The following is a 17,794-nucleotide window of genomic DNA, read 5'->3' as shown; positions in this document are numbered from 1 at the left end:
GGCTTATTTATCCCGGAAAGGCATTCCCATCTCTTTGAGTAAGGCGCGACCTTCTTCGTCAGTGTTGGCAGTGGTGACTATGGTAATATCCATACCACGAATCTGATCGATGCTGTCGTAGTCTACTTCTGGAAAAATGAGTTGCTCTCGCACCCCAAGAGTGTAGTTACCACGACCGTCAAAGCTTCTAGGGCTAAGACCCCGAAAGTCCCGAATTCTTGGTAGGGCTAAGTTAATTAGCCGCTCTAGAAAGGAGTACATACGCTCTGAACGGAGGGTAACCGTGACACCAACAGGCATCCCGGCACGGATTTTAAAACCCGCGATCGCTTGTTTTGCTCGTGTGACCACCGGTTTTTGACCGGTGATTATGGCAATTTCGTTTACCGATGATTCCAGAGCCTTGGCATTTTGAGATGCCTCTCCTAATCCTCGGTTAAGACTAACTTTGACTAATTTCGGTACTTGATGAATGTTTTTGTAACCGAATTGCTCTTTTAATTTGGGGACTATTGTTTCCTGGTATAGGATTTTTAACCCTTTTGTCATAGTTTTTTTCCTTTGATTTCCCTGGGCTTGGTCAGGGCAATTGTCATTAGTTATTAGTCATTGGTCATTGACCATTAGCCATTAGTAACTGAATAATTAGTCAATAATCTCACCAGTTTTTTTGAGCATCCGCACCTTCCGACCATCGTCGGTAAAGGTATAGCAGATGCGGCTAGCAATTTTTTCTTTATTCGAGTAAAGCATAACGTTGGAGCTATGGATTGGAGCTTCAAACGTAGCAATTTGACCTTTCTCACCTTCTTGTTGAGGCTTGACATGCTTAGTTTTGACGTTAACTCCTTTGACTACTACCTTGCTAATTTTGGGTAGCGTCCGCAAAATTTCTCCAATTTTGCCTTTATCTCGACCGGCAATCACTTGTACCGTGTCGCCCTTTTTAACGTGCATTTTGTAGCGTAATGGGGTATCAGTTTGTGCCTTCTGGTGTTTAATTGGCATCAGAGTACCTCCGGAGCAAGGGATATAATTTTTGTGAAGTTTTTCTCTCGCAGTTCCCGCGCTACAGGGCCAAAAACGCGGGTCCCTCTGGGATTGCCATCTGGGTTTATGATTACTGCTGCGTTGTCATCAAAGCGAATACTCATACCGCTTTCCCGACGTAGCCCCTTGCGGGTGCGCACAATCACAGCCCTAACTACATCTGACTTTTTGACGCCCATATTTGGAATGGCATCTTTGACCACACCAATAATTACATCACCCACACCGCCGTAGCGCCGATTTCCTGCACCAATAACGCGGATGCACATTATTTTTCTGGCTCCACTGTTGTCAGCAACGTTTAGGTAGCTCTCTTGTTGAATCATCAGTGTTCCTCCTCTAATAGAGTAATGAGTTATGAGTTAAACGAGTTATTAGTTAAACATTGCTAAGTTTCCAATTCCGAAAGGATTTTCTTCCGAGATCTCACGCACATTGGTAGGTCGTGGAAAACCCACATCGACTAGGGTTAACTCGCTATTTTGAGGAACTACTGACGATTTCAGCAACCATCCAGCGTTTGGTACGACTCAGTGGTCGTGTTTCTCTAATCCGAACGCGATCGCCTTCTTTACATTTATTTTCCTCATCATGAGCTTTGTATCGCTTGGTACGCACAACAATTTTGCCGTACTTTGGGTGGGGAGACCTATTTTCAATAGCCACCACCACAGTTTTGTTCATTTTGTCGCTGACCACCAGGCCAACTCTCTCTTTTGCTGCCATACTATTCCTTATGCTTCTGATTCTGATTGTGGGGTATCACTTTGTTCTGATTGTGGGGTATCACTTTGTGAGGTATCTGTTGATTCTTTCTGTTTAGCGAGTTGGCGTTCTCGTTCTACTGTCATTAGCTGAGCGATTCGGTGCTTAAGATGCTTAAACTGGTGAGGTTTTTCTAAGCGTTTGGTTGCCTTTTGCAGGCGCAAGTCAAACAACTGACGCTTAGCTGCTAAGATTTCCTGCTCTAGTTCGGCATCGCTCAGGCTTCTAGCATCTTCTATCTTGGGCAGAGCCATAGCTTATACCTGTTCCCCTTCACGAGAAATGAACTTCAATTTAATGGGAAATTTGTTCGCAGCCAGACGCATGGCTTCCCGAGCCACCTCTTCGCTTACCCCAGCGATTTCATAGATAATCCGACCGGGTTTAACTACTGCTACCCAAAACTCTGGGGAACCTTTTCCAGAACCCATACGAGTTTCTGCTGGACGCATGGTGACTGGTTTATCTGGGAAAATTCGAATCCAGATTTTGCCACCACGACGAACGTAGCGCGTCATTGCCCGACGACCTGCTTCGATTTGGCGGGAGGTAATCCAAGCTGGTTCTGTGGCTTGCAGGGCATAATCACCAAAGTTAATGGTACTGCCACGAGTGGCCATACCCTTCATTCGTCCCCGGTGCTGTTTGCGATATTTTGTTCTTTTTGGACTTAACATAATTTGTTCTTTGTTAATTGAAAATCGAAAATTGAAAACTGACAATTAACAAGCAAGCAATTTTCAAAATACTAGTGAGTCATTACTAGTCATTTGAGCGGTCTTCAAACTGCTGGCGGCGTTTTGGCTGACGGCGACGAGGTTGAGCTGTGTTAGGGGTAGGCTTTTCTTCTTGACCGGGAATCACTTCCCCTTTGAACACCCAAACTTTAATGCCCAAAATTCCATAAATGGTTTGGGCCGTTTTGTAGGAATAGTCAATATTTGCCCGGAGGGTATGGAGGGGCACTCGTCCTTCACGAGTCCACTCGGTTCGGGCAATTTCAGCTCCATTTAACCGACCACCTACCTGAACTTTAATCCCTTGGACATCAGCCCGCTGAGCCCGCTGAATTGCTTGACGAACCACTCGTCTGAAGGAAACTCGGCGCTCTAGCTGTTGGGCAATGTACTCGGCAATTAGGGTAGCATCTGCATCCACCCGTGATACTTCCACGACATTGATACGAATCTGACGATTGTTGCCCAGGGATTTTTGCAGACCGACACGCAAAGACTCAATACCACTGCCACCACGACCAACAACTACTCCAGGTCGAGCTGTATGAATTTCTAAATCAATCTGGTCAGCTTTGCGCTCAATCCGGATGTCGGAAATTCCAGCATTATTGAGGTTTTTGTCAACATATTGTCTGATTTGATAATCTTCCTGCAACAGAAGCGGATAACGCTTTGAGTCGGCAAACCAGCGAGAGCGATGCTCTTGCGTGATACCTAGCCGAAAACCAATTGGATGTATTTTCTGTCCCACTGTTCTTTTCTTTCCCTATTATCTAGCCATAGCGCTATTAGTGTTCACCCTTGGTAATGCTCAATCAACTCACTAACTAATCATCTACTTCTGGAGAAACAGCCACCGTGATATGGCAGGTTGGCTTGCGAATCTGATAAGCACGACCTTGAGCTCTTGGTCGATACCGCTTCAAGCTTGGTCCCATATCCGCAAAAGCTTTAGTGATGTATAAGCTAGCTGGGTCAATCCCTGCATTGTGTTCAGCATTGGCAACAGCGGAGCGTAGTACTTTCAAGACTGGTTGACAAGCCCGGTAGGGCATAAATTCCAGAATGATCAGAGCTTCCCGATAGGAACGCCCCCGAATTTGGTCAAGTACTCGCCTCACTTTACTTGGAGACATCCGAATGTAGCGTGCGATCGCTTTAGTTTCTGCTGTAGTGTCTATCGCCATCGTTCCATCATTTGCTTTCTTTATAGCTACTAACTACTGAACTAATCACTTTAACGACGGGCCTTACCATCCTTAACATGTCCCCGAAATGTTCGAGTCGGGGCAAATTCGCCCAGCTTATGACCTACCATCTGCTCATTGATAAAAACTGGTACATGTGTCCGCCCGTTATGAACGGCAATGGTGTGACCAACCATCTGCGGCACAATGGTCGAGGCTCTTGACCAGGTTTTAATCACCTGTTTTTCACCTTTAGCATTCAAGGTTTCAATCTTAGTCAGAAGACTATCGGCTATAAAAGGACCTTTTTTTAATGAACGACCCATAATTCAACGCTCGTTAGTTTTTAGTTGTTAGTTGGTAGTTAATAGTTGCTAGTTGGTAGTGATTAGTTGCTATTTACAACGTTTAACCTGCTAACTTTAACGTTCAACTCCTTAAGAATCGCGACCACCGCGCCCTCGCTTAGAGGATTTCCGCCTACGCCGGACAATTAAAGAACTACTTTGCTTTTTGGCCTTACGAGTTTTGGCTCCCAAGGCTGGTTTCCCCCAGGGGGTCACTGGACCGCTTCTACCAATAGGAGCTCTACCCTCACCACCGCCATGGGGGTGATCTACCGGGTTCATTACACTGCCCCTTACTTGGGGACGACGGCCTCTATGTCGATTGCGACCAGCTTTACCTAAACTCAAGTTTCTGGCTTCAACATTACCGACCTGTCCAATAGTGGCGTAGCATTCTTTACGCAACATCCTGACTTCACTAGACGGCAGCTTTAGGGTGACATAGTCACCTTCTTTAGCTTGCACTTGAGCAGTTGCTCCGGCTGCACGGACAATCTGTGCTCCTCGCCCTGGGATCAGTTCAACGTTATGCACGTTGGTGCCTAAGGGAATATCCTTTAGGGGCAAGGCATTGCCTATTTCGATGGGAGAGTCAGGCCCAGATATAATGGATGACCCCACTTCCAAACCCACAGGATGCAGGATATATCGCTTTTCACCATCTTGATAGTAGAGAAGCGCAATCCTAGCATTCCGATTGGGGTCATACTCAATTGCTGCCACTTTTGCTGGAATATTGTGCTTATCCCGGCGGAAGTCAATTACCCTGTATAGACGCTTATGTCCGCCACCGCGATGGCGACAGGTAATGACACCGCGATTATTGCGACCTTTTTTACGATGCTTAGACTTGGTTAGGGATTTTTCTGGCTCAGTCCGAGTAATCTCAGCGAAGTCTGAGACAGTACCCTGACGAGTGCCTGGGGTGTATGGTCTATAGCTACGGATGCCCATAACAAGTATTTTTTACTTAGTTTGTCTTGACTAGTTTGTCTTGACTAGTTTGTCTTAACAATTGACAATCTACCAATTGGCAATTAACCAATTAAAAATTAACAATTAGCAATTAGCCAGTTTTATACGTCTGGGAATAGAGTAATCGAATCTCCTGGAGCTAGGGTGACAATCGCCCGTTTGTACTGGGTTTTGTAACCTACAAATCTTCCCACTCGACGCTTTTTACGTGGCGGACGTAGGGTATTTACTGCCACCACTTTCACTTCAAAAAGACTTTCAATCGCGGCTCTAATTTGTGGCTTTGTCGCTTTGATAATCACATCAAAGACATACTTGTTCTGCTCCATCAGTAGGGTCGCCTTTTCAGTCACAATTGGGCGAATCACCAAATCAGCCAGGTCACGGGGGTTATACTCAGTCATTGTAAACCTCCTGAATTTTAGCAAGAGCCGTGTTAGTGGTCACGATTTTATCAGCGGCTAGGATATCATAGGTATTCAAGTTGGTGGCATAAATCAACTTGACAGTTGCTAGGTTACGGACTGACAAATAAACCTTTTCTTCTGGCTGAGCTAGGATTAGGAGAACTTTTGACTCAGGCTCAATTCCCCAACGACCAATTGCTGCCACCAAATCCTTGGTCTTGGGTCGTGGTAGTTGCTCAGTAAATTCCTCTACCACAATCAAATCCTCTGCTCGACTCATAAACGCTGTTCTCAGAGCCAAGCGACGCTCTTTGCGGTTCATTTTCTGGCTATAGTCTCTGGGTTTCGGACCAAAGATTACACCACCACCACGCCATAGGGGTGAACGATTAGAACCAGCACGAGCACGACCGGTTCCCTTTTGTCGCCAAGGTTTGCGTCCTCCACCTCTAACTTCGGAACGAGTTTTTGTACAAGCATTGCCTTGACGAGCATTGGCCATTTGTCTCACCAGTGACCGGTGAACAATGTGGGCAGCGTTTTCTTCTTTGGCAACTCGCATCTGGAGTGTTGCCTGCCCTACTTCTTCCCCTTGCCAGTTTCGCACTGAACAATCTACCATTTGTTCTCTCCTTCTTAGCGAGCAAGCGTTTAGCAATTAGCTGTTAGCTTTTAAGCACTTAGGGGGTGCTAGTAGTAAAAATAAACAGTTACATATACATCAGGCTTACACCTAACGATGAGGGAGCTAATTGCTTTTTCGTTCTGACTAACGTCCGACTTTATTAGTGGGTGCAATGCTCAAGAGTGTCCCTGGTTTACCGGGAACTGCACCTTTAATCGCTAGCAAATTGCGCTCTTGATCTATCTTGACTACTTCAAGTTTGCGAATTGTCACCTTGGTACCGCCGTAACGACCAGCCATTTTCTTACCTGGATAGGTACGACCAGGGGTTGTCCCTGCTCCAGTGGAACCTGGAAGGCGGTGGTTTTTGGAACCATGAGCCATCGGTCCTCGCCTGAAGTTGTGACGTTTCTGATAACCCGCGAAGCCACGACCAATGCTTTTACCGCTGACATCGACAATTTGACCAATACTGAACATATCGGTATTGACTGGCTGACCCAGTTCAAAATTACTGGTATCATCCACGCGGTACTCACGTAGGTGGCGTAAGGGTGGGGCGCTGGACTTAGCCAAGTGTCCTATTTCAGGCTTATTAATTGCCTTAGGCTTGACTTGGTCATAACCAATTTGAATGGCATTGTAGCCATCTGTCTGGTTGGTTTTTATTTGGGTCACAGTGCATGGCCCAGCTTTGACGACGGTTACAGGAATCGCTCTTCCTTCATCATCGAACACTTGGGTCATACCGAGTTTGGTACCGAGGATACCGACAGACACTGGTTTCTCCTTTGTAGACATTGCAGCAGTCTGGCAGCAGGGATATTCAAGAACCTGAATTCCCTTTGTGCCACAAACCTGGTCATTATAAACCTGGTCACTATTTATAGTGGATAAACCTCTCCTCAAAAAATAAGCAGAGAGCCCACTTTTATCCAGCTCGGCATGATGGTCGAGCTAGATTCTCGTTCAATTGCGTTTACTGGTCAGAAAAGGCTATTAAACTCGCCTGACTTCGCTGGGACTTAAGTTGTTAATAACTCAGTATCCCTTGATCCACGAAAGTGTAAGCACTGATTGACCTAAAGCAGACCCAAGAACTGATTGGAGTTGTTTAAACCTAACTGTCTTTGACCTACTTTAGCCCTGATGCCAAAAAAAACACCTGATATGCTGTGTATATTGTCTTGCCTCGAACCTAATTCTCAGCCCACAGCACACCCAGCTATTCAGTTGCTGAGGAAGCAACTGTCATAATGCCACTATTATATAGTATATAGTATTTTGCTAAGGGTGTCTAGTTAGTTTGAGAATTAGTTTGACAAAAATTTGCTTGCTGTATGGATTTATGTGAAATCGGGGGATGCAATTGTCGTGCGTATGCAATTCTCGCGCGTATGCGTTCGCGTAGCGTAGCCCTTCGGGCTAATCGCATCGTCTCGCGCACCAGATCATTCACTCCTCATCCCATTCCCCAGACAACAACACACAATCCCCCACCTGCAATACTCCAGCTTCATCCACTGGATTATATAGTTTCCCTTGTCTACGCAACGCCTGAACCATCACATTGTATTGATGCTGGAGATCAATTGGCTTCATACCGACCAAACTTGAATTCTCTACCAAAGTTACCCAATGCTTAGATCCCTCACTAAGGAAACTGCGACTTTCGATCCAGTCTCTAAACGCTGCTAATTCTTCCGGTTCCCCAACAACTAGCAATCGATCCCCTGAACGCAACGTCATCTTACCTTGTGGGTAGTGGACAATATCATTACCTTGTTGAATTGTCAAAACTGTTACCCCAGTCACGTTACGGATATCTGTTGCTGCCAGAGTTACCCAATCTAGACGGGAAGTTTGACTCAAAGTCACCCACTCACTGTGGAGTTCTTCAGCAACATCAGTGATGTCTTGCTGCTTTGAATAGGTAGCTTGTTCAGGTCGTACACTCAAATAGCGGTCTTGGTGAATCCGATTGATCACCGACTGAATCATACCTTGGGTTTCTCCCAGTGCTACTAGCACATGGGCTCCCATTTCCAATGCTGCCTCAAATTCTGGTTGCACTACTTCCCGCGCCCCTAACTGGGTGAGTAGGTCAATTTCGCTATTTTTGTGAGAACGAGCCACAATATCCAGTCCTGGGGCAAACTTGAGGGCACGTTTGAGCAACAAGCGGGTACTGCCAGGATCGGGTAGGGCAATGGCTAGGGCTTTAGCTTTTTCTAGATGGGCTTTTTCTAAGACCAGTTCCGAGTGAGCATCCCCAAACATATAGGGAATTTTTTCATGTCTTAATCGTTGAATAGCAGCTTCGCTATTTTCAATCACTAGTACCTCATGGCCTTGATTGCGCAGGATGTTGACCAATACTCGCCCCACTCGTCCATAGCCAGCCACTACCACATGATTACAAATCGTTTCTGGAATTGACAAAGCTTTAGTGCCCTGAAACTGACGCAGGTAGTTTTTCAGAAACGGCAGATTTACCAGGTGGTCTGCTATTCGGGGAGACCATCTTAGCCACATGGGTGTCAGGACTAGGGTAATGGCTGTGGTTCCCACCAGGAGTAGATACTGATCCCTAGTGATAAATCCTAACTCAAAGCCAACCACCGCTAAGACAAAGGAAAATTCTCCAATTTGATTGAGACCAAAACTAGCAATAAAAGCAGTTTTAAAGGAATAGCCAAATTTCAGCACAATCGGTAGGATAATGGCTGCTTTACCCCCCATCACTAACATCACTAAACCGATAATTATGCCAAAGTTATCGAGCAGCACTTCCGGCTCAATGAGCATTCCTATGGATGCAAAAAATAGACATACAAACGTGTCTTTAAGGGGGATGATTTTGGCAACGGCTTGGTCAGCATAATCAATTTCAGCCATCATTAATCCTGCCACAAATGCTCCCATTTCAACGGATAGACCAAGTCCAGCAGTAATCAAAGCAATCCCTAAACACAGGGCAATTACTGTGATCAGAAATAGCTCACTGTTTTCAGTGCGGGCAATATATTTAATGAGATGGGGAACTATCCAGCGACCCGCTGCTAGAGCAGCAGCTAGAAACACCAACGCTTTGAGTAAAGCAACAACTAAAGCTGAGCCAATATCTGAGGGCTGCTGAAGGGCGGGGATGACGGCTAACATCAGACCTAAACTAAGGTCTTGAGCAATCAAAATTGCTAGCATCACTTGACCATGAAGGGTATTGGTTTCTCCTCTCTCCATCAGGGTTTTAAGAACTACTGAGGTGGAGGAGAGGGATATGATGAATCCGAGCATTATTCCCGGAGTTAATCCATCAACCCAACCAAGTCCATTGGCTAAAACTGCAACTAGGGTAATAGTGAGACTAATTTGCAGTAAACTCCCTTTCAGGACAATATCTTTAAATCGTTTAAGCTGGGATAGAGAAAATTCTACCCCATAGGTGAATAACAAAAAAACAATCCCAATTTCAGCTAGGGATTTGACTTGTTCTAATTCGCCTACGAGTTTAAGACCAAACGGACCAACCAATAAACCACTGGCTAAATAGCCTAAAAGTACAGGTTGACGTAGCCGATTGGCAAGGTAGCCTCCCAGAGCAGAAGCCCCTAGAACTGTGGTTAGATCCAGAATTAAATTGTGTCCTGAGGCCATGATTAGGAATGGGTAATCGGTTATTGGTCACAGGCTTCATACCTGGGGGTTTTCCCTTGTGCCCTGATTTTTGGGTAACCTACTTCACCTGAACTAAGCAACTTGGGCATCAAGGAGTTGGTAAGGAAGGCTCAAAGTACTCTACCCACCTGATAATTTTTTCAGTTATCTTATGACGGTAGAGATTTCCAAGAACTATGGCTTTAGAACAGTGTAACGTTTGTGGGTCTTTAACCAGCACCAACGATGAAATTTGCCTCAGTTGTGGTTATCCAGCTAAAGGTCGGCCAAAGTTAGTTTTTTTCAAGTGGACTGCTATCGGTGTTGCTGTAGTATTTGCTCTGTTTCTCGTACTAGGGGTAATTAACAAAGTTGAGCAACACCTCAACTCTCAACCTTCGACACAGATAGACCGGTAAGATAGACCGATAAGATAGGGTTGGGTTATCAGTCTATCTGTGTATAAGGGAAGCCGTGCCAGCGCGCAGCAGACACAGGGCGCAGCAGACACAGCGCGCAGCAGATACACATGTACTTAGTTAGAAGTTGGCGGACTAATCAGACCATTAGCTGCACCAAATAGATTGATGGGATTTTTGCCATCGGTAATCAAAACACTCTGGATACCAAGTGCTTCTAGAAGTCTTGCCTGCATTTCCGGACCTGCTTGTGCGATCGCTTGAATGGTTTGAGGACCAATCGCTTCTACTTTCTGTCGGTATTCTTCACTCTTAATGTGAGCCATACGCTCAGCTTTGGCAATCTCTAGGTTACTCAAACTCTGTTGATGGGCTAATTCAGCTTCCTGACGTGCTTTGAGTTGAGCTAACTCGATTTCATTGCGAATCCGAGCCGCCTCGGCTTCTTGCTGAGCCAAGTTAACTGCTAATTGTCCTTGAATCTGAGCCGCTTCAGCCTTAGCTCTTGCTTCTGCTGTTGCTTGACCTGTAGACTCAATGGCTATATTTTCTGCCTGTAATTCTAGAAGTTTTTTCCGTTCTGCTTCTGCTGCACTTTGATCCAAAATTACTTGCCTTTCCAACCTGGCTTTCGCTTCTTGCTCAATCCGTTCCGCATCTTGCCGTGCAGCAGCTTCTTGAGCATCAGTAGTAATTTGAATCGCTAGCTGGACTGACTTTTGCAAGCTCCTTAAGGTTTCTTCATCCACTGGCTCCACTGACTGAATGTCAATATTGGTAATTACTAGGTTATTGGCTCGGAAACGAAATTCATCTCGAATATGACCTTCTTCATCAGTGCCAAACACCGCCAGTCGGATAATCCGGGCTGAATTGCGGTGAAATTCATCAAATTTTTCCCCTGCTACAGCACCCCGCACTCGGGATGCGATCGCTTTACAAGTATCTCCCACAAAATCAGGTACTTGAAACAGTCTAGCTGCAGTTTGTTCATCGTGTCTGTCCACATCAAAGTACCAGTTATAGGACAGCTGTAGCTGTAATCTGGTATGGTCTGCTGTCTCTACGGTAAAGATATCGGTCATAAAATCAGGACCGAGTAATAAGGCTAAGGATTTAATTACATTAGGTCGTTTGGGCTTGCTACCTGACAAAGAAAGCACAGTAAAGGCTTCATCTGGTTCGAGCATCACCAAGTCCGGTCCAAATACAGTTCTTGCAGTTCTGTTTTTATAATCATGAAGTTGTACAGCAGCATTTTGAGGAATATGAAACACAACTGCTCTAGTCTTATCCCGTTGGGATAGACGTTGGCGTACTCCTGATTTTTGCTCGGACTGATCCCCTCCAGCTACAGAATCCTGACCACGTCCAGACAATGGGTCTATTTTTTGCATCAACAGTTCCTCAACTACCGATGGCAGTTCTTTTTCCCAAAGCTTCTCATAGGGAGTGAGCATATAAGCCTGAGGACCACCGACCAGTTTGAGTTCACCAGTCTGAATATTACGCACATAGATACCTTCATTCTTATCAAGGGGAATCGCTTGACGCTTCTCAACCACTTCCACTTCCACACGGGGAATATAATCTTGTGGCCCAGCAATCATCCATAAATCCCCTGGTTGATGAGTAATGACCTGGTCACCTTCCCCTTCATTAAACGCTTCTTTGGCTCGAAGCAACAGTGCTTCGAGCTCACTGAGAACATAGATGTTTTGGATACCATTCTCCAAGGATTCACCGGGATGCAAGAAAAATGATGTTCTCCCCTGGCGAACCTCTCGCATACCGAGCTGAGGTTTTCCAGACTCATCAATGGGGTCAACCACAATACACCATTCGTGATCGCTGAGGGTAGTAATCGTGACTTCTCCCACTACATCTTCATAAACATCGGGAATATGAATTTCTGCATCTTCAAAGGTGACCAACCATTCATCTCCAGCTTTACGCTGACGACCAAAAATATCAGTAAAGGTGCGTTTAGCTTTCAGATGTAATGCTTTTTGTTCTGTCAAAATGTAAGCATTAATAATGCCAATTACTTCTTCATCCACACCAGGTAAATAGGCTCCTTCTTCTCTAACCAGCCATTCTTCACCTGCTCTACGTCTATTGCTTTGACGATCGGTGCAATTCTGCCGTGCTAACAGGTGTAAGGCTTGGTTAGGTTTAATCACCTCAGCTGTGACTGTCTCAACTACTTCCACCTCCACCCGGGGAATATAGGTTCCAGGTCCTTCAAACAGCCATTCATCACCTGCTAAACGGTTAATTGTTTCAGTCTGGGTTTCTCCATCAACTATTCTCGTAACCGTATCGGTAAAATCCCGAATTGCTCTCAGACGCAGTGCTTGATTGGTCTCGACTACTGCCAGTTGCGTGACATCCCCTACCAGTTTCTCGTTTGGATAAAGGGGAAACGGATCTTGCGCGAAACGAATTTCCAGATCACCGTAGCGCAGTCGAATTTGACCATGCTGATCAGCAATGGGTTGACCGTCTTCATCCCGGAGTAATGGATTAGCCACCACACAATAATATCGAGGCGGCACAATAATCATCGGTTCAGGTTTTAAGATCAGCCGCTCGTGATCCCGAAGGGTAATGGTTTGAGGACCAACCTCCAGTCGCGTAACACCAGTATTGTTGTCTAGCACATGAATAAACTGTTGGGGCTTGATGCGAATCACTTCACTAGTTGTTCTAGGCACTTCCATTTTCTTCTCTGTTTTACGCTCAGTTGTATTCATAGTCTCGGTCTAATCGAACTAGATTACTAAGTTGCCTTCATCGGTCGTAAGTAGTCATACACAATGAAAGTTGACTGATCAGATAAGGGAATAGGGAACGGCGAACCGAGAACATAAAGGGGTTGAACAACGTTAAGGGTTTCAACACAGTTAACAGTATTTATGTTCAGGTAATTAGATACGGTCTTGTGCCTATAGAAATCCCAAGTCAGTTGTGAGCAGAATTTTTTACCAAGGGAGCTTCGGATCAGTAAATCTCAGGATTCATCTAGGATTGCTATAGTTCATGGTTTATCCCTAAAGCCTAATCAACAATCAACTATTTTGTAACCTGACAGCAAAGGAACTCGCTATAAAACTAAAGTAACCTTTCTTTTTCTGTTCTGCCAAAATAACCCAAACTCGTTATGAATACGTTGAGTTTATTGAGTTGGGAGCAATTTCATCAAACCCCTGGGATAGAAGATGTGATTGCTGATCAGAACATTAACGATGAGGGATTAGGGATTAAGCAACCTTAGATTAGGCTTGATCGCATTAAGTACTAAAACTAGTAACCATTAATCATTAAGCCAACCCATTTAAATTAAATTAAACTTTTTTTTACGATATACTTATGATAAGTAAGAGCTCAAAATAAATAAATTATGGTGCATACTATGAATCGTGATGAATTCCTAAAACGCTACGAAGCTGGTGAAAGAGATTTTTCTGGTATTAATTTGAAAAAGGCTAACTTAAAAAGTACTAATTTCAAGGGTGTTTGTCTAAAAAATGCGGACTTGAGTAATGCTGATTTAGAGGAAGCTACTTGGGATGATGTAGATCTAAGTCATGCTAACTTGAGGAATGCTTACCTATACGAAACCACTATCGAAAATTCTAACCTTACTAAGGCTAACTTGAGTCATATAGTAGCCTCTGAATCAACCTTGGAAAACTGTGATTTTAGTGGTACTGATCTGAGTTATGCGGATTTATCTGTAATCTATATAGCTACTAGTAAGCTCAGGGATGCCAATTTTAGTTATGCTACCTTATGTGAGGTTTACGTAGGTGATTCTGACCTGAGCAATGCTAACCTCAGTTATGCCCGTATGCTAGGGGTTGATGGCTGGAAAAAAGCTGACCTGAGTAGTATAAATTTTACCAAAGCTATCTATACGTCATACACTGAGTTTCCGACTGGATTTAACCCATCAAAAGCCGGAGCAATCTTTATTTGTGCCGAGGCTGACTTAAGCGGTTTAGACTTGAAAAATGTCAACCTAGGTTATGAAGAACTGTGTGGCGCTAACCTTAGTCATGCTAATTTGAGTGGTGCAAGACTGTATAATACTGACTTGAGAGCCGCCAACCTAAGTTATGCCAATTTAGAAGGTGTTGACTTTCATGATGCTGATTTGAGTGAGGCTAATTTCAGCCATGCTAATCTTAAAAAGGCTAAATTAGCTAAGGCTGACTTAAATGATGCTATTTTCTGTAACACTATTATGCCTAATGGCAGGATTAAAAATAATAATTGTTAGCTAGATCAATCCAGCTCAGTGAGAAGATAATTATTGGTAATGGGTAATGGCTAATTTTGATTACTCCCGTACCATTGGCTTTCCTTATCAAAGCAGTGATTTTCTTTTCCTTAGACCATTCTTTGAGGCGTTGCTTAATAATGGAATGATTTGAATAGTTTTGTGGAATGGGCATCTTGCCCGTTCCTGACGGTGCGACCCGTGGCGAATTTAATTCTTAATGGGTCAAGCGCACCGGATCTTTTTGGGCAGGCAGGATGTCCACCCCACTCATATTCATTGATTGATTCAGCAACGCCACATTTTTAGCCAATCATACCTTAATTCAGCAACGCCAAATTTCTCAATTGCGCAGAATCAACCGTTGCCGATGAACATGCAACAAACGAAACTCCCGCTGCGCCACCTGCTCCAACATATAAATAATGTGCTCTGGTCGCAACATCGTGCCATCATTCAAACAACTCCCCACATACCGCAAAACCACCCCAGACTCCGCAACCTCCTCTTCACCATCTTTGGATTTTTGGGGTTCGATCACCTCGAAGTCAAATAAGCGATCGCATAAATTCACCCACTGCTTCTTCCCCGACTTCGTAAACCGCTCCCACCAAATTTCCTTACTACCTTTGATTGCTTCAATCCAACCCTGCCACTCTTCCCAAGACGCTTCTGATATTACCTCAACTCGAATCAAATACTCAGCTCTCTCCAACAGCTGAGTTCCCGCAGGTTCCTTCAAATCCACTGCTTCAACCCCATACACCGGAATCTCTTTAGGCAACTGAGACACCAGCCTTTCCCTAAACTCCTCAACTGGCATTTTCTCAGTTAACTCAAACTCCACAATCTCCCCACTGCTAGACGCTCCCAAGGGCAACGCATTAGCAATCATAATCCGAGCATTAGCCCGAAACCCCCCACTATATCGAATTGGCAGTGACGCCCGTCTTACTGCTCTCTCAAACAGACTTGCCAAATCCAGATGACCCAACAAGGTCATATCCCCCAACTTCCCAAAGCAAACCCGCAGCCGCTGATCCTTATTAGTATTGGGTTTAAAGTGACCAGCAAATTGCGGAATCTGTGGCGGCTCAATCACTACATTATGACCAAAATCAATCCCACACACACCACAGTGAGAACACCCATCAAAGGAACAATCCGGTACCGTTGCTGCATCTAACGCCCGTTGTAAATCTTCCTTGAGCCAATTCTTATCAATTCCCGTATCAATATGATCCCAAGGCAAGGGAGCATCAAGGGCGTTAAGGGTTGACGGTTGAAGGTTAGCTGGTTGAAGGTTAGCTGGTTGAAGGTTAGAAGGTTGAAGGTTAGAAGGTTGAAGGTTAGAAGGTTGAAGGTTAGAAGGTTGAAGGTTAGTTGGTTGAAGGTTAGTTGGTTGAAGGTTAGCTGGTTGAAGGTTAGTTGGTTGTCGGTTAGTTGGTTGTCGGTTAGTTGGTTGTAGGTTAGCTGGTTGTAGGTTAGCTGGTTGCTCTGAACTTTCAACCTTGGCCTTTTGGCCACGCTTCGCGAACAACCTTCCAACTTGCAACTCTTCTACACCCGCCATCACGTTCCATTCGCCATTTTCTACTTGGCGATATTTCCAGGTCAGACCTGATGAAGCGATCGCATTTTCCCAAGCAGCAAATGCCCGATCCAAGCTTTCCATCCAGGAGTCCATCCCTGCCCCCAATTCCCAAGCACGGCGCACCACCGCACTTAAGCGTCTGTCACCCCGTCCCACGAAATCTTCCATGGCCGAAATCCGAACATCGGTGTAATTAACCTTCACCCCCCTGATCTGACCAAATACTTGTTTGAGTAATTCCTGCTTGCGTTCAAACTCCGAAGTCGATACGGAATGCCACTGGAATGGGGTGTGAGGTTTTGGGGTAAAATTAGAAACAGTTATGTTAAACTTAATGGTTTTTCTGCCTTTAGCACGGCACTCCTGCTGCAACCAACGCACCGTTTCCGCAATCCCCAACACATCCATATCCGTTTCACCGGGCAAACCAATCATAAAATAGAGCTTGACTTTCTCCCAGCCTTGCTCAAATGCCGTCTTTACTCCCCTGAGCAGTTCTTCATTAGTCAGTCCCTTATTAACAATATCCCGCATCCGCTGAGTTCCTGCTTCTGGGGCAAAGGTCAAGCCACTCTGCCGATTGCCCCCTAGGATATTGGCAATATTCTCATCAAAGCGGTCTACCCGCTGACTCGGTAGGGACAAGGAAATATTCTGATCCTTAAGACGATTTTTGATTTCCATCCCCACCGCTGGTAGAGCCAGGTAATCCGAACAACTCAGGGATAGAAGGGAAAACTCGTTATACCCTGTAGCACGCATCCCTTGTTCAATAGCTTCCACCACTTTTTCTGGTTCCACATCCCGCGCTGGTCGAGTCAGCATCCCAGGTTGGCAGAAGCGACAACCCCGAGTACAGCCCCGTCGCACTTCGATCTTGAGTCGGTCATGAACCGTTTGGATATAGGGTACTAGTCCAATAGCATAGGCAGGCATCGGTGTAGCCACACGCCGCAAAATCCGCTTCGGCACATCAGGGCGGTTGGGTTTAACTGAGCCATCCTCAGTCATATCATAGAATTGGGGGACATACACCCCTGGTATCTGAGCCAAATCCAGGAGTAACGCTTCTCGACTTAAGCCAGCTGCTTTGCCTTCTTCGATTACTAAGCCAATCTCTGGCAACAATTCTTCCCCATCGCCAAGATCAACAAAATCTAAGAAATCAGCATAGGGTTCAGGATTCGATGTCGCCGTTTGTCCACCTGCAAAAATTAGGGGTATTTCCGATATATCAAACTGAGCACGGTCTTTCCAGGTCAGGGGAATTCCTCCCAAATCCAACATTTCCAAGATGTTGGTTGCCCCTAATTCATAGCTAAGGCTAAAGCCAATAATATCAAAATCTTTCAGAGGTCGCCGATTCTCGACAGCAAACAGAGGGGTTTGAGTGGAACGTAATTTAGCTGCCAAGTCTGGGGCAGGTAGATAGGCGCGATCGCATAATTGCCTAGGTTGATAATTCAATATATTGTAGAGGATGATATGGCCTAAGTTAGAAGCCCCCACTTCATAGATTTCTGGATAAGTCAATACCCAGCGTACCTCAGCTTCTTCCCAAGGTTTATGGACTGCTCCCAACTCGTTACCTAAGTAACGGGCTGGTCTGTTGATGTCTGGTGTTAATATTTCCTCTACAGTGATTGCCATAGAAACTTTATTACTGCTTTCAATGCAGTTAACCCTGATCCACCTTTGATTTTATCAGTACTCAGGCTAGAGATAAGGGGGTGAAGGTGGATGAAG

18 protein-coding genes are annotated in these 17,794 nt (G+C 45.1%); 2 read left to right on the top strand and 16 right to left on the bottom strand.

Annotated features, from left to right (window positions below; all coding sequences use genetic code 11):
• Positions 1-3: 3 nt before the first annotated feature.
• From rplE to F6K64_RS05385, 14 genes are all read right to left on the bottom strand, one after another.
• Positions 4-549, bottom strand: a complete 546-nt coding sequence (gene rplE, locus F6K64_RS05450) for a 50S ribosomal protein L5 (protein WP_008191199.1) — start codon at positions 547-549, stop codon at positions 4-6.
• A 96-nt stretch (positions 550-645) separates the two neighbouring features.
• Complete coding sequence (gene rplX, locus F6K64_RS05445; RefSeq protein ID WP_287248919.1) at positions 646-1,008, bottom strand: 50S ribosomal protein L24; 363 nt, start codon at positions 1,006-1,008, stop codon at positions 646-648.
• Positions 1,008-1,376 carry a 50S ribosomal protein L14 gene (rplN, locus tag F6K64_RS05440; RefSeq protein ID WP_008191203.1) on the bottom strand — a complete coding sequence of 123 codons (369 nt, stop codon included), beginning with the start codon at positions 1,374-1,376 and terminating at the stop codon, positions 1,008-1,010. The genes rplX and rplN overlap by 1 nt, the downstream gene beginning before the upstream one ends.
• Positions 1,377-1,527: 151 nt before the next feature.
• The gene (rpsQ, locus tag F6K64_RS05435) at positions 1,528-1,776 is read right to left on the bottom strand and encodes a 30S ribosomal protein S17 (protein ID WP_008191205.1); all 249 of its coding nucleotides are present in this window, start codon (positions 1,774-1,776) and stop codon (positions 1,528-1,530) included.
• Positions 1,777-1,784: 8 nt separating this feature from the next.
• Entirely contained in the window at positions 1,785-2,069 is a 285-nt protein-coding gene (gene rpmC, locus F6K64_RS05430; protein ID WP_008191208.1) for a 50S ribosomal protein L29, read from the bottom strand.
• Positions 2,070-2,072: 3 nt separating this feature from the next.
• The gene (gene rplP, locus F6K64_RS05425; RefSeq protein WP_044495712.1) at positions 2,073-2,492 is read right to left on the bottom strand and encodes a 50S ribosomal protein L16; all 420 of its coding nucleotides are present in this window, start codon (positions 2,490-2,492) and stop codon (positions 2,073-2,075) included.
• Between the two features lie 85 nt (positions 2,493-2,577).
• On the bottom strand, positions 2,578-3,303 hold the full coding sequence (gene rpsC, locus F6K64_RS05420; RefSeq protein ID WP_008191211.1) for a 30S ribosomal protein S3: 726 nt from the start codon (positions 3,301-3,303) through the stop codon (positions 2,578-2,580).
• Between the two features lie 76 nt (positions 3,304-3,379).
• A complete protein-coding gene (gene rplV / locus F6K64_RS05415; RefSeq protein WP_008191214.1) occupies positions 3,380-3,739 on the bottom strand; it encodes a 50S ribosomal protein L22 in 360 nt (119 codons plus the stop codon).
• Positions 3,740-3,789: 50 nt separating this feature from the next.
• Positions 3,790-4,065: a 30S ribosomal protein S19 gene (gene rpsS / locus F6K64_RS05410; RefSeq protein WP_008191216.1), complete on the bottom strand. Its 276-nt coding sequence runs from the start codon at positions 4,063-4,065 to the stop codon at positions 3,790-3,792.
• A 111-nt stretch (positions 4,066-4,176) separates the two neighbouring features.
• Complete coding sequence (gene rplB / locus F6K64_RS05405; protein WP_008191218.1) at positions 4,177-5,040, bottom strand: 50S ribosomal protein L2; 864 nt, start codon at positions 5,038-5,040, stop codon at positions 4,177-4,179.
• Between the two features lie 122 nt (positions 5,041-5,162).
• Entirely contained in the window at positions 5,163-5,465 is a 303-nt protein-coding gene (locus F6K64_RS05400) for a 50S ribosomal protein L23 (RefSeq protein WP_008191220.1), read from the bottom strand.
• Complete coding sequence (rplD, locus tag F6K64_RS05395; RefSeq protein WP_008191222.1) at positions 5,458-6,090, bottom strand: 50S ribosomal protein L4; 633 nt, start codon at positions 6,088-6,090, stop codon at positions 5,458-5,460. Before rplD ends, F6K64_RS05400 begins: the two co-directional genes overlap by 8 nt.
• A 147-nt stretch (positions 6,091-6,237) precedes the next feature.
• Positions 6,238-6,873, bottom strand: a complete 636-nt coding sequence (gene rplC / locus F6K64_RS05390; RefSeq protein WP_287265039.1) for a 50S ribosomal protein L3 — start codon at positions 6,871-6,873, stop codon at positions 6,238-6,240.
• Between the two features lie 675 nt (positions 6,874-7,548).
• Complete coding sequence (locus F6K64_RS05385; RefSeq protein WP_287265038.1) at positions 7,549-9,750, bottom strand: cation:proton antiporter domain-containing protein; 2,202 nt, start codon at positions 9,748-9,750, stop codon at positions 7,549-7,551.
• A 197-nt stretch (positions 9,751-9,947) separates the two neighbouring features.
• Here F6K64_RS05385 and F6K64_RS05380 point away from each other — a divergent pair, with 197 nt between their 5' ends.
• Positions 9,948-10,169, top strand: a complete 222-nt coding sequence (locus F6K64_RS05380) for a hypothetical protein (RefSeq protein ID WP_008191228.1) — start codon at positions 9,948-9,950, stop codon at positions 10,167-10,169.
• Between the two features lie 116 nt (positions 10,170-10,285).
• Here F6K64_RS05380 and F6K64_RS05375 read toward each other — a convergent pair whose 3' ends face one another.
• Entirely contained in the window at positions 10,286-12,925 is a 2,640-nt protein-coding gene (locus F6K64_RS05375; protein ID WP_008191230.1) for a colicin transporter, read from the bottom strand.
• 659 nt (positions 12,926-13,584) lie between these two features.
• Here F6K64_RS05375 and F6K64_RS05370 point away from each other — a divergent pair.
• Positions 13,585-14,454, top strand: coding sequence for a pentapeptide repeat-containing protein (locus tag F6K64_RS05370; RefSeq protein ID WP_008191234.1), 870 nt, complete (start codon positions 13,585-13,587; stop codon positions 14,452-14,454).
• Positions 14,455-14,797: 343 nt separating this feature from the next.
• Here the strand turns inward: F6K64_RS05370 and F6K64_RS05365 are convergent, their stop codons facing one another.
• Positions 14,798-17,698, bottom strand: coding sequence for a TIGR03960 family B12-binding radical SAM protein (locus F6K64_RS05365; protein ID WP_008191239.1), 2,901 nt, complete (start codon positions 17,696-17,698; stop codon positions 14,798-14,800).
• Between the last annotated feature and the right edge of the window lie 96 nt (positions 17,699-17,794).

The organism is Moorena sp. SIO3A2 (assembly GCF_010672265.1).
In the GTDB taxonomy this organism is placed as follows: domain Bacteria; phylum Cyanobacteriota; class Cyanobacteriia; order Cyanobacteriales; family Coleofasciculaceae; genus Moorena; species Moorena producens.
Note: the sequence above shows the minus strand (reverse complement) of the source record. Positions and strands in the feature narration are given on the sequence as shown.